The organism is Pseudomonas sp. ArH3a (genome assembly GCF_022648765.1).
In the GTDB taxonomy this organism is placed as follows: Bacteria; Pseudomonadota; Gammaproteobacteria; order Pseudomonadales; family Pseudomonadaceae; genus Aquipseudomonas.
Genome location: NZ_CP080330.1, coordinates 1,566,066 through 1,578,540, shown reverse-complemented (window position 1 = coordinate 1,578,540; position 12,475 = coordinate 1,566,066). Strand labels below are relative to the sequence as shown.

Annotated in this window: 9 protein-coding genes; 6 read left to right on the top strand and 3 right to left on the bottom strand. The window is 61.0% G+C overall.

The features are described 5' to 3' along the window. The first annotated feature begins 6 nt into the window (after positions 1-6). Together K0P33_RS07095 and K0P33_RS07090 are read left to right on the top strand one after the other, a co-directional pair. The gene (locus tag K0P33_RS07095; RefSeq protein ID WP_094950944.1) at positions 7-528 is read left to right on the top strand and encodes a PadR family transcriptional regulator; all 522 of its coding nucleotides are present in this window, start codon (positions 7-9) and stop codon (positions 526-528) included. Next, positions 525-1,292, top strand: coding sequence for a siderophore-interacting protein (locus K0P33_RS07090; protein WP_094950945.1), 768 nt, complete (start codon positions 525-527; stop codon positions 1,290-1,292). The genes K0P33_RS07095 and K0P33_RS07090 overlap by 4 nt, the downstream gene beginning before the upstream one ends. A gap of 123 nt (positions 1,293-1,415) precedes the next feature. Here the strand turns inward: K0P33_RS07090 and K0P33_RS07085 are convergent, their stop codons facing one another. Both K0P33_RS07085 and K0P33_RS07080 read right to left on the bottom strand, forming a co-directional pair. After that, positions 1,416-2,042 carry a Pr6Pr family membrane protein gene (locus K0P33_RS07085; RefSeq protein ID WP_242154610.1) on the bottom strand — a complete coding sequence of 209 codons (627 nt, stop codon included), beginning with the start codon at positions 2,040-2,042 and terminating at the stop codon, positions 1,416-1,418. Positions 2,043-2,046: 4 nt separating this feature from the next. Then, positions 2,047-2,280, bottom strand: coding sequence for a VF530 family protein (locus tag K0P33_RS07080; RefSeq protein WP_048720273.1), 234 nt, complete (start codon positions 2,278-2,280; stop codon positions 2,047-2,049). 324 nt (positions 2,281-2,604) lie between these two features. Between K0P33_RS07080 and K0P33_RS07075 the strand changes: the two genes are divergently transcribed. The 4 genes from K0P33_RS07075 to K0P33_RS07060 all read left to right on the top strand — a co-directional run bounded on the left by K0P33_RS07075 (position 2,605) and on the right by K0P33_RS07060 (position 10,098). Beyond that, positions 2,605-4,623 (top strand): TonB-dependent receptor, encoded by a 2,019-nt coding sequence (locus K0P33_RS07075; RefSeq protein ID WP_242154608.1) that lies wholly within the window; start codon positions 2,605-2,607, stop codon positions 4,621-4,623. A 548-nt stretch (positions 4,624-5,171) separates the two neighbouring features. Then, a complete protein-coding gene (locus tag K0P33_RS07070; RefSeq protein WP_242154606.1) occupies positions 5,172-7,589 on the top strand; it encodes a glucose/quinate/shikimate family membrane-bound PQQ-dependent dehydrogenase in 2,418 nt (805 codons plus the stop codon). A 219-nt stretch (positions 7,590-7,808) separates the two neighbouring features. Beyond that, complete coding sequence (locus K0P33_RS07065; protein WP_094952988.1) at positions 7,809-8,654, top strand: 2OG-Fe(II) oxygenase; 846 nt, start codon at positions 7,809-7,811, stop codon at positions 8,652-8,654. A 34-nt stretch (positions 8,655-8,688) separates the two neighbouring features. Further along, positions 8,689-10,098 carry a pyridoxal-dependent decarboxylase gene (locus tag K0P33_RS07060; RefSeq protein ID WP_242154604.1) on the top strand — a complete coding sequence of 470 codons (1,410 nt, stop codon included), beginning with the start codon at positions 8,689-8,691 and terminating at the stop codon, positions 10,096-10,098. Positions 10,099-10,105: 7 nt separating this feature from the next. Here K0P33_RS07060 and K0P33_RS07055 read toward each other — a convergent pair whose 3' ends face one another. Next, positions 10,106-12,442 (bottom strand): GGDEF domain-containing protein, encoded by a 2,337-nt coding sequence (locus K0P33_RS07055; RefSeq protein ID WP_094952990.1) that lies wholly within the window; start codon positions 12,440-12,442, stop codon positions 10,106-10,108. Positions 12,443-12,475 lie beyond the last annotated feature (33 nt).

Here is a 12,475-nt window from a genome sequence, read left to right as displayed (position 1 = left end):
CCTACCATGCGAGACCATCCTCACCAGCGCGACGGTTTTGACCCCCGCGCCGGCCGCGGTCGCGGCCCCCGGGTGTTTGCACCCGGTGATTTGAAACTGCTGCTGCCAGCCCTCATCGCCGAACAGCCGTGCCATGGCTATGACTTGATCCGCCAGATCGAAAGCTTGTTCGACGGCGCCTACACCCCAAGCCCCGGCGTGATCTACCCGACCCTGACCTTTCTGGAAGAGAGCGATTTGATCCAGGGCGACGCCGATGGTGGAAAAAAACGTTACACAATCACCGACGCCGGTCGTCTCTTCTTAAGCGAGCAAGCCGTTGCGCTGGACGGTGTGCGCATGCGCATCGACGTGAGCAAGCGCGCGCTGCGGGGCCAGGACCGCCCACCCGAGATCCACGAAGCGGTGCACAACCTGCGCCACGCCTTGCATTCGCACCACGGGCAATGGAGCCCGGAAGAAATCGTTCGTGTCGCGGCGCTGCTCAACGGCACCGCTCAAGCTATTGCCGACGGGAAAAACCAATGAATACGCAAGCTATCCACCGCGTTACCCACGAAATCAAACGGCGTCGCCTGCACGTGCTGCGGGTGGTCGACATCACCCCGCGCATGCGCCGCATCACCTTGGGCGGGCCGGAACTGGCAGGGTTTATCAGCCTGGGCAGCGACGACCACATCAAGCTGCTGTTCCCGCAGAACGCCGCCGAACAGGCCGCACTGCAAAGCCCGACCTTCAACATTAAGGGCGAGGGCCCGCAACCGGCCATGCGCGACTACACGCCACGGCGCTTCGACCTGAGCCTTGGCGAGTTGGACATCGACTTCGTGCTGCACGGCGATGGCCCTGCCTCAACCTGGGCCGAGCAGGTGCAGGTCGGCCAGCACCTGTACATCGGCGGGCCACGCGGCTCGATGATCGTGCCGGATATTTTTGACAGCTACCTGCTGATCGGCGACGAAACCGCCCTGCCCGCCATTGCGCGGCGCCTGGAAGAATTACCGGCGGGCCGTAAGGTGCTGGCAGTGATTGAAATCGCCAATGCGGCGGAACAGCAATCGCTGAAAAGTGCTGCGGATGTGGAGGTGATCTGGGTGATACGCGGCCAGGGCGACCTGCTCGAGACCGTTCGCACACTGACACTGCCGAGCGGTTCGCTGTACAGCTTCGTGGCGACGGAAACCAAGCTGTCGCGCCAAGTGCGGCGTGTGCTGCTGGACACGCATCAGGTCAATGAAGCGTTCCTCAAGGCCGTGGGTTACTGGCGTGCGGAAGGTAGCGAAGAAGAGTAAAGCCGGACTCAAATCAACTGTGGGAGCCGGGCTTGCCCGCGATGCCGACAACTCGGTTTATCTGTTACACCGAGTTGATGCTATCGCAGGCATGCCCGCTCCCACACAAGCTTGCTCCCACATTTAATGTCGGGTTGGCTTCAAGATTTTATCCAGCCCCACCACTGCCAATGCGATCACGATAAACCCCGCCAGAATCCCCCCGGCATTCACAAACACTTGTGGATAACCGAGCGTGTCCACGTCAATGAACGGGTACTGATACTGCCCAAGCAAATGCCCACGCAGTAGCACATAGGCGAAATACACCACGGGGTAAATCACCCAGGCGCCGATGTGCTTGAGGCGCAAAAACCCCTTGGGCACGCACCGCCACCAGTACACGACAAACAGCACCGGCATCACGTCATGGAGCAATTCGTCGGCAATAAATTGAAAGCCTTGGGGGCTCCACAAATGCCGCAGCAGCAGGTTGTAGGCCAGGCTCACCACGATGATGCTTGCGGCGATTGCGCTGCTGACCGGGGGCGCCAGGAAAAATCGTTTTGCCGCTGAATCCCGACTGACCAGCGCATAGCTCAACACCACCACCACCAAGGTGTTGGTCAGCACAGTGAAGAAACTGAAGAAGCTGATCAGCCCGCCCAGCAGGCTGGCGCCTGCGTCCCAGCGCGAATACAGAATCAGGTATTGCTGGATCGCCAACCCCACCCAACCGGCCAGCGCCGACGCCGCGATAAAGCGCTTCATTGGCTCAGTCCAACGGGCGTTTGGTGCGCATCAGCTTGACGTACAGCCCTTCGACTTTCTCCCGCGCCCACGGGGTTTTGCGCAGAAATGTGAGGCTCGACTTGATGCTCGGGTCGCTCTTGAAACAGCGCACATCAATGCGCTCGGCCAGGCCTGCCCATTCGTAATGTTCCACCAGGGTGGTGAGGACGTGCTGCAGGGTCACACCGTGGAGCGGGTCGTTGCTTGTCGCGGTCATGCCGGGCCTTTTGCAAAAAGAGGAAACACAGCCGCGCACCTTAGCCGACGGGGCGTACCGGTGGAAGCACTGCATTAACTGTAGTCGCATGATCATTCCCACGCTCTGGGTGGGAATGCCGCCTGGGACGCTCTGTGTCCCGCCATTCGCGCAAGGATCAAGGCAGGCGTACGGGTAACGCGGAGCGTGGGAATGATCATCAGCAGAAAGTTCCGCTTCACGGCCAAAAAGAGATGTTATATTGTAACCATACCTATCAAAAGTAACGTGCCCGATACCGTTTTAAGCCTTCTCTTTTCTGCCGTTTTGCCAAGGAATGTACCGATGTCCCTCTCTTCCCTGTGGCGCTTGACCCCGCTCGCTGCCGCTCTGCTGATCTGCTCTGAAGCCCACGCCCTTGAGCTGCAACCCCAAGTCATCACCGGCAACCCGCTGGGCAGCGAACAACTCGCCTCGCCCACCACGGTGCTGGAAGGCGATGACCTGACCCTGCAACAAAAAGGCAGCCTCGGCGAAACCTTGAACAAGCAGCCGGGTGTGTCGTCTTCGTACTTTGGCCCAGGCGCCAGCCGGCCGATCATTCGTGGCCAGGACGGCGACCGCATTCGCATCCTGCGCAACGGCGTGGGCGCGTTGGATGCGTCGTCGCTGTCCTACGACCACGCGGTGCCGTTGGACCCGGTCAACGTCGAGCGCATTGAGATCGTGCGCGGCCCGGCCGCCCTGCTGTACGGCGGCAGCGCCATCGGCGGCGTGGTCAACACCTTCGATAACCGCATCCCCACCGAAGCCATCGAAGGCATCCACGGTGCCGGTGAATTGCGCTACGGCGGCGCCGACACCACCCGCAGCAGCGCGGGCAAACTGGAGGCCGGCAACGGCACCTTCGCCCTGCACCTGGACGCGAATGCGCGGGAATTCAACGACCTGAAAATCCCTGGCCAGGCGCGTAGCCGCCACGCCCCGCCAACCGACGACGGCCCCGGCAAGAACGGCCGTCTGGGCAACAGCGACGGCCGTCAGGACGGCGGCGCAGTCGGCGGTTCCTACACCTGGGACGACGGTTACGCCGGGCTGTCCTACAGCAACTACGACGCCAACTACGGCTCACCCGCCGAGCAGGATGTGCGCATCCGCATGAAGCAGGATCACTACGCCTTTGCGTCCGAGATCCGCAACCTGCAAGGCCCGTTTACCTCGGTGAAACTCGACGCGGGCTACACCGACTACGAACACCGCGAAATCGAAGGCGGCGAAACCGGCACCGTCTTCAAGAACAAAGGTTATGAGGCCCGCGTTGAAGCGCGCCACCAGCCGATCGGCCCGTTTGACGGCGTGGTCGGCGCACAGGTAACCCGTAACGAGTTCTCGGCCCTGGGCGAAGAAGCCTTCGTACCGCAGACCGACACCAACGCCGGTGCGCTGTTTATCCTCGAAGAAATGCAAGCCACCGAACGCCTGAAACTCAGCCTCGGTGGGCGCCTGGAACACACCAACGTCGACCCGAACGCCAAGGGCAACGCGCGTTTCGCCGGTGCCGACAAGTCCAAAGACTTCACGGCCGGCAGCCTGTCATCGGGCGCGGTCTACACCCTCACGCCGATCTGGTCCCTGGCCGCGACCCTGGGCTACACCGAGCGCGCACCGACCTTCTACGAGCTGTATGCCAACGGTGCCCACGTTGCCACCGGCACCTACGAGCTGGGCGACGCCAACCTGAAGAAAGAAAAAGCCGTGTCCAGCGACCTGGCGCTGCGCTTTGACAATGGCACCCACAAGGGCAGCTTCGGCGTGTTCTACAGCCGCTTCTCCAATTACATCGGTCTGTTGGGCACCGGTCGTACGCTGAACGACGAAGGTGAGCAAGACGCAGGCGGCATCCCTGAGTACACATACTCCGGCGTGCGTGCACGTTTCGCAGGCTTCGAAGCCCAAGATCACTGGAAACTCGGCGAAGGTGCCTACGGCAAGTTCGCCCTTGAGCTGTCGGGCGATTACACCCGTGCCACCAACCTCGATACCGGCGAAGCCTTGCCACGCATTGCACCGCTGCGCTTTAACAGCGGCTTGCTGTGGGAACTGGACCGCTGGCAGGCGCGGATCGACGTGGAACACGCGGCGGGCCAAGGGCGTGCGCCGGCTAACGAAAGCGGCACCGATGGCTACACCACCTTGGGCGCGAGCGCGGGTTATCGCTTCAATGTCGGCGGCAGCCAGTGGCTGGCATTCGTCAACGGCGAAAACCTGACCAACCAGACCGTGCGCTATGCCAGCTCGATCCTGCGCGACATCGCCCCGGCACCGGGCAGAAGCGTGCAAGTGGGTCTGCGCACCACCTTCTAAGCCCCTGTGAAAGCGGCTTCCGCTGGCAAGTGCAGTTTGTCGTGGCCAGCGGGGCTGTCGTAACGAGCGGGCTTACTGTGGCAAGCCCGCTCGCCACAACAGCCTCCAATGATCGTTCCCACGCTCCGCGTGGGAATGCCGCCTTGGGCGCTCCGCGTCCGCCCTGTAAACCGTGACGCAGAGCGTCACAAGCGGCATTCCCACGCAGAGCGCAGGAAAGATCTGTCGCGCGACGTTCTGTCACTGTTACCAAATCTGAAATGATGCATCTTGCGATTTGTGCTTTCTCTTGGTGCACCAGCCCTTTATCCTTGCGGCAACAAACTGAAACGTTTCACTTCCGCGGTCGACCCCATCTTGCTGAAATTCTCTCTCTTCGAAGACAGCGCTGTCTCTTACCAGCCTGCACCCGGGGATAAATCGCCCGCCTGTGGATAACCCTCTTATCCCCAGAAAAACCGAATTAACGCTGAACCAAGCCCGCGCTGAATCGTCATCTACAGTGAAGCACGGGGTTACATAATTCCAACGTCACGGAGAAACACACTATGAGCACTGATGGTGCTTCAAGTCCAAGCCGCCTGCTGCCCAGGCTGCTAGGCGTCTTGCTGCTGATCATGGGGCTGGCCTTGCTGGCCGGCGGCGTTAAGCTGAGCATGCTTGGCGGTTCGCTGTACTACCTGCTGGCCGGTATCGGTATCGCCCTCACCGGCGTCCTGCTGCTGGCTACCCGCCGCGCTGCGCTGGGCTTGTACGCATTGGTGTTGTTCGCCAGTACCGTGTGGGCACTGTGGGAAGTCGGCCTGGATTGGTGGCAGTTGGTGCCGCGCCTGGCGCTGCTGTTTGCCTTGGGCATCGTCCTGCTGCTGCCGTGGTTTCGCCGTCCGTTGCTGCGTGGCCAACCCGCGCCGCTGGGCACTGGCGCCCTGAGCGTCGCCGTGGTGCTCGCCGGTGCTGCCGCCCTGGCCAGCCAATTCACCAACCCGGGTGAAATGGTCAAGACCGGCCAACTGGACCGCGACGCCGTGCCTGGCATGGCCAGCGCTGCGCCGACCCAGGCCGATGGCGACTGGAACTCCTATGGCCGCTCGGCCTTTGGTGATCGCTACTCACCATTGGCGCAGATCACTCCGCAAAACGCCCACACGCTGGTACCAGCGTGGACCTATCGCACCGGCGACATTCCTGGCCCAGGCGACCCCGGTGAAACCACCGCGGAAAACACCCCGCTGAAAGTCAACGGCATGCTCTACGTGTGCACCCCGCACAGCCAGGTGATTGCCCTGGACCCGGACACTGGTAAAGAAATCTGGCGTTTCGACCCGAAGATCAGCAGCGAAGGCGCCGCGAACTTCAAGGGTTGGGCACACATGACCTGCCGTGGCGTGTCGTATCACGATGACGCTGTGTACGCTTCCGAGCAAAGCCCTACCGGCAGCGCCAGCGCTGCTCCGGTTAGCGCTGTATGCCCAAAACGCATTTTCGTACCGACTGCCGACACCCGTCTGATCGCCCTGGACGCCGACACCGGCAAAATGTGCGAAGACTTCGGTGACAAAGGCCAGGTCGACCTGCGTGCTAACATCGGCAGCTTCGCACCCGGCGGTTACTACTCCACCTCGCCACCGGCCGTGACCAAGAACCTGGTCGTGATCGGCGGTCACGTGACCGACAACGTCTCCACCGACGAGCCGAGCGGCGTGATCCGTGCGTTCGACGTGCACACCGGCAAGCTGGTGTGGAACTGGGACAGCGGCAACCCGGACGACACCACCCCGTTGGCCGAAGGCAAAACCTACACCCGCAACTCGCCGAACATGTGGTCCATGTTCAGCGTTGATGAAAAACTCGGCATGCTCTACCTGCCGATGGGCAACCAAATGCCCGACCAATACGGCGGCGACCGTACCGAAGATTCGGAAAAATACAGCGCCGGCCTGACCGCCCTGGACATCGACAGCGGCCACGTGAAGTGGACCTTCCAGTTCACCCATCACGACCTGTGGGACATGGACGTGGGCGGCCAGCCTTCGCTGATCGACATCAAGACCGCTGACGGCGTCAAGCCAGCCGTCATGGCGTCGACCAAGCAAGGCAGCATCTACGTGCTGGATCGCAGCAACGGCAAGCCGGTGGTGCCGATCAACGAAATCCCTGTACCGCAAGGCGCAGTGGCCGGTGATCACACCTCGCCGACTCAACCGAAGTCCGACCTGAACTTCATGCCGCCGCCGTTGAAAGAACGCGACATGTGGGGCGTAACCCCGTTCGACCAGATGCTGTGCCGGATCGATTTCAAATCCATGCGCTACGACGGTCCGTTCACCCCGCCATCGCTGCAAGGCTCGATCGTTTACCCAGGTAACTTCGGCGTGTTCGACTGGGGCGGCATTTCCGTCGACCCGGTTCGCCAGATTGCTTTCGTGAACCCGAGCTACATGGCGTTCAAATCGAAACTGATCCCGGCCGCCGACATTGCCAAGCAAGGCCCACGCGTCAGCGAAACCGAAGGCGTACAGCCGAACAAAGGCGCGCCGTACGGCGTGATCCTCGAAGCACTGCTGTCGCCTCTGGGCCTGCCGTGCCAGGCACCGGCGTGGGGTTATGTGGCCGCGGTCGATTTGACCAACCACCAAACCATCTGGATGCACAAGAACGGCACCGTGCGTGACAGCTCGCCGGTTCCAATCCCGCTGACCATGGGTGTGCCTAGCCTGGGCGGTACGTTCACCACTGCCGGTGGCGTGGCCTTCCTCAGCGGCACCCTCGACCAGTACCTGCGTGCCTATGACGTGAAAAACGGCAAGCAATTGTGGGAAGGCCGCCTGCCTGCAGGCGCGCAAACCACACCGATGACCTACACCGGCAAGGACGGCAAGCAGTACGTGCTGGTCATGGCCGGCGGTCACGGCTCGCTGGGCACCAAGCAGGGTGACTATGTGATGGCGTTCAAACTGCCGGATTAAGTAGAACCGGCGGTAAAACAAAGGCGGCTACCTGATGGGTAGCCGCCTTTTTTTCGCCCTGAAAAAATAAAAACACATTAACGAGCGGGTCACTGGCCCGCAAAAACTGGCAGTTGAAGAAAAATCCTATCCTCCCTCTGTGCCCTTAAAACTAATTTAATGCGCACGCCCTGCGTAATACAGGTGCGCACAGATAAATTTTAAAGGGAGCTTCTCTACATGATGGACCATACCGCGCTAAACCCAACCCTGTCTAAATCAGCAAAAGTCATAGAACTTAACTATCTCGACACTTCAAGTTTGGAAAAACTTATCAGCGGAGCCGTACTCGCTATTCGAGTCCCCCAGTTTGCGAGCGAGAAAACCAGCGCACAGTTAAGTCACACCCTCGACGAAACCGCCACGCTGGAACAATACAGTCATGAAACCTACGAGAATGGCCGCGTCGTACAGCACTTCTATGGTGTACATCGTTGGGGAACACCGTTCAACTCCACCTACGGCAAGGCCGCAGGCAGTGATGCGCAACACAAATATTATGCTGACGCGGCCCATATGCGCAGCGTGATCGACAGCATCTGTGCCCCAGAAAAGCCGCCCATCCAGTTGCTGATGGAACAGCTCCAGGACATCTGGCCGCAAGGCGCAGTAGCCGCTGCGTTTCAAGGCCAACCGATGTTTTGCGGGATTATCCGCGCCATGTTTCCCGAGACGGCGCACCTCTCGGAAAAGGTGCCCCATGTTGATTGCCTGCCCCTCTCAATTGCTGAACTGGAACATCAATTCAGCGCCAATATTTATATTGAAACGCCGCCTGCGGGGGGAGAGTTGGTCATCTGGGATACCGAGGCTTTTGCCTATGACGAGGTGAAGCGTTTCGAGGGCGCTCAACTGCCCGAGCACCGCTTACAAAAGCCACTGCGAATCCAGCCACGAAAGAACGAACTCGTGATCATCAATACCCGCCGCCCCCACGCCATTTGCGGGTTCGATTCGGGAAAACGCATCAGCATGCAGTCGTTTATCGGCTACAACGCTGGCGAACCGTTTTATTTCTGGTGCTAATACTTTTAACACGCTTGCATATGGACATCTTTTTATGACACCCGAGGAATTCCGTCGCCATGGCTACGCCATGATCGACCTGATCGCAGACTATCGACAAAATATAGAGCAGCGCGGCGTACAGCCCACCACGGTACCTGGCGAAATCAAAGCCGCCCTGCCGGTGAGCCCACCTGAAAGCTCCGAACCGTTCGAACACATCATGGGCGATGTGGAAAAACTGATCATGCCCGGGCTGCTGCATTGGCAGCATCCGAGTTTTTTCGGTTTCTTCCCGTCCAATGTGGAGCTGTCCTCAGTGCTGGGCGATTGCCTGAGCACCGGCCTGGGTGTCGTGGGGTTGTCTTGGCAATCAAGCCCGGCGCTCACCGAAATTGAAGAAGTCACCACCGATTGGCTGCGCGACATGATCGGCCTGAGCCGTGAATGGAGCGGTGTGATCCAGGACTCTGCATCCACCTCCACCCTGGTGGCACTCATCAGCGCCAGGGAACGTAGCTCCCAGTACGCACTGATGCATGACGGCCTGCAAACCCGCGGCGCACCGCTGATCGTCTACACCTCCGCCCACGCGCATAGTTCGGTGAACAAGGCGGCCATCCTGGCCGGATTCGGCCAGAACAATATCCGCACGGTAGCCACCGACGAACACAACGCTATGTCGCCGCAGGCATTGGCGCAAGCGATCGAACAGGACCTGGCCGCCGGCAACCGGCCCTGCGTGGTGATTGCCACCACGGGGACCACGGCGGCCATGGCGATCGACCCTCTGGATGCGATTGGCGAACTCACCCAACGCTATGGCGTGTGGCTGCATGTCGACTCGGCCATGGCCGGCGCCGCGATGATCCTGCCGGAATGCCGGGCACTGTGGAATGGCATCGAAAAAGCGGATTCCCTGGTCCTCAACCCGCACAAATGGCTGGGCGCAGCCTTCGATTGCTCGGTGTACTTTGTTCGCGACCCCGAGCATTTGATTCGCATCATGACCACCAACCCGAGCTACCTGCAGTCCAACGCCGACGGCCAAGTCAGAAACTACCGCGACTGGCGGATTTCCCTGGGCAGCCGCTTCCGCGCCCTGAAGCTGTGGTTCCTGATACGTGAGCAGGGCGTCAGCGGCCTGCAAGCACGGCTACGGCGAGACCTTGCCAATGCACGCTGGCTGGCGGAGCAAATTGAAGGCAGCGAGCACTGGAAGCTGGTGGCCGCGCCCGCCCTGCAAACCTTGTGTATTCGCCATGAACCGCCAGGGTTGAACGGCGAGGCGCTGGATAATCACACGCGTGCCTGGGCAGACAGGCTTAACCAGTCAGGCAGCGCCTACGTCACCCCCGCCATTCTCGACGAACGCTGGATGGTGCGCGTGTCCATCGGCGCTCTGGGCACCGAACGGGCGCATGTCGAAAGGCTATGGGCGTTATTGCAAACCCTGGTGGTTTAAACCGCGGTTAAGTCGGTACGCGCTCACGCCGCATCCACATCTCAAACGCCATGGCAGTCAACGGCCGGCTGATCAGGTAACCCTGGGCCGTGTCGCACTTCCACTGTTTGAGCAGCTTCAGGCTGGGCTCAAATTCCACGCCTTCGGCCACCACCTTGAGCCCCAGGTTGTGGCTCATTTCGATGGTCGAACGCACGATCACGCCGTCACCGCTGGCGCTGTCGAGGTTGCGGATGAAGGACTGGTCGATCTTCAATTCCTGCACCGGCAAACGCTGCAATTGCGCCAGGGATGAATAGCCGGTACCGAAGTCATCCACCGACAGGCTGATGCCACAGCCGCGCAGTTGCTCCAGCACGCTGAGGGCCTGCTGCGGGTTGTGCATGATCGCACTTTCGGTGATCTCGAAGATCAACTGCTCGGCCAATACGTTGTATTGCACCAGCAACGCGGTGACGCGAATGGCCAGGTCATCATCGCCCAGGTCGTCCACCGAAATATTCACCGAGAGCTGCATGTGCAAACCACGCTGTGCCCAATCGGCGATTTGCCGGATCGCCTCCTCGATCACCCACAAGGTCAAGCCACCCATGCTGCCGGTGCGCTCGGCCAAGGGAATGAATTCGGTAGGGGACACCTGGCCCAGGGTTGGGTGCTGCCAACGCAGCAAGGCTTCGGCCTGGTGCACATGGCCATGGTTGAGGTCGAGTTTGGGCTGGTAGCACAGGAACAATTCGCCTTCGATGGCGGCGCGGCGCAGATCGCGGATCAAGGTGATCTGGCGTTGGTGCGCCAGGTCGCGGTCCTGCTGGTAGATCTGCAGATGCCCGGGCAGGCTCGCCGCATCATGCCGGGCGATCGCGGCGCGGCTGATCAGCTCTTCCACCTGCTGGCCGTCGGTGGGGTATGCGGCAATGCCGATGCTGACTTCATGACGCACTTCGTCATGGCCGATGCGCTGGGGTTCGGTGAGCAGCCCGTACAAGCGGTCGGCGCGGGCCACGGCACGGTCGATCTCGGTATTTTCCAGCAACAGCAGAAACTCACTGCCGGCAATGCGCGCGGCGGTGTCGCTGGCCAGCAGGCTCATGGACAGGCATCGGCTGGCTTCACGGAGCATTTCCTCTACACCCTGGGGGCCGAAGCCTTCGTTGATCACCCGGTAGTTTTCAATCCCCAGGTACAGCAACACCACGGGCCGCCGCGCACTGATCGCACTGCCCAGGCGTTCCATGGCCAGGGCGCGATTGGGCAAGCCGGTGAGCGGGTCATGCAGGGCGTTATGCGCCAGTTGGCGCTCGCGCACGGCAATACCGCTTTGCATGGCATTGAAGGCGCGGGCGAGCAAACCGAATTCATCGTGGCTGCGCACCCGCACCGGCGTGCGGTAGTCACCGGCGCCAATGCGTTCGGCGGCCTCGACCAAGGCGTTGAGCGGGCGCGATACGCGGCGCGCGAGCAGCAACGCCGCCGCCAGCGACACCAACAGCACCGCCAGGGCGATCCCGAGGAACTGCCGGTCCAGCGGCGCAAAGGACTCCAGCGCATGGTCGAGCGGGCTTTGCAGCAACACGCGCACCTCATCACCATCGCCGGTGTTGGCCAACGGCAGCACCTGGCTGAGCACACGCTGCCCATAAAACACGGAGATCTGGGCTTCAGGGTTCAGGTGTGCTTCGCGCAGCGTACTGATGACGGTGGTCTGGTAGGCCTCGGGCTGGGTACTGAACAGCTCGCCCGCGCGGCCGTCCTGCACGCTGAGGAACGACACTTCAAGGTTGCTCATGGAGCGCAGCTCATTGGCGAACAACTTGCCCATGGGGAAACCCATGACCACGCGAGCGATGGGCTCGGGGTCGAGCACTTCATCCTGCACCAGCAAATACGGTTGCCCGTCCAAGGCGACGATGAGCATCTGCTGGCCACTGCGCCGCGCATGGCGCAAAGCCTCCTCATAGGGAAACGACTGGCCGTAGGTCAGTACGGGTAAGGTGCTGACGATCACCTTGCCATCCAGGCTCAACACAAATACCTCACTGGAGTGCAGGCCCGTGCCATGGCGACGCAGCGCCGCCTGAATCGATTCGGTCTTGCCCTCGATCACCGCTTGCTTGAAGGGCCCGTCGACAGTCAGCCAGTCCAACCCGTATTGCAGGCGCCGCCCGCGCAGGTCCAGCAGGCGCTCGAACACTTGGCTGCCGGTCGTGAGTTGCACCTGTGCCTGGTTTTCTACCGCGCGAGTAGTGGCGGCCTTGACCGCAAAATAGGTGGCGGCCATAACCACCAGCAGCAATAGCGCCAACACCCCGGCTATGCGGGTTTGGAAGGTGTGGCGCCACTGCATTGCCGTGCCCTCCGGCAGCGTTCGCCGTTCTTT

Bases quoted from the DNA above. Each gene is read 5' to 3' on its own strand.
- K0P33_RS07095 (WP_094950944.1), top strand. From the start codon at position 7: ATGCGAGACCATCCTCACCAGCGCGACGGTTTTGACCCCCGCGCCGGC.
- K0P33_RS07090 (WP_094950945.1), top strand. From the start codon at position 525: ATGAATACGCAAGCTATCCACCGCGTTACCCACGAAATCAAACGGCGT.
- K0P33_RS07085 (WP_242154610.1), bottom strand. From the start codon at position 2,042: ATGAAGCGCTTTATCGCGGCGTCGGCGCTGGCCGGTTGGGTGGGGTTG.
- K0P33_RS07080 (WP_048720273.1), bottom strand. From the start codon at position 2,280: ATGACCGCGACAAGCAACGACCCGCTCCACGGTGTGACCCTGCAGCAC.
- K0P33_RS07075 (WP_242154608.1), top strand. From the start codon at position 2,605: ATGTCCCTCTCTTCCCTGTGGCGCTTGACCCCGCTCGCTGCCGCTCTG.
- K0P33_RS07070 (WP_242154606.1), top strand. From the start codon at position 5,172: ATGAGCACTGATGGTGCTTCAAGTCCAAGCCGCCTGCTGCCCAGGCTG.
- K0P33_RS07065 (WP_094952988.1), top strand. From the start codon at position 7,809: ATGATGGACCATACCGCGCTAAACCCAACCCTGTCTAAATCAGCAAAA.
- K0P33_RS07060 (WP_242154604.1), top strand. From the start codon at position 8,689: ATGACACCCGAGGAATTCCGTCGCCATGGCTACGCCATGATCGACCTG.
- K0P33_RS07055 (WP_094952990.1), bottom strand. From the start codon at position 12,442: ATGCAGTGGCGCCACACCTTCCAAACCCGCATAGCCGGGGTGTTGGCG.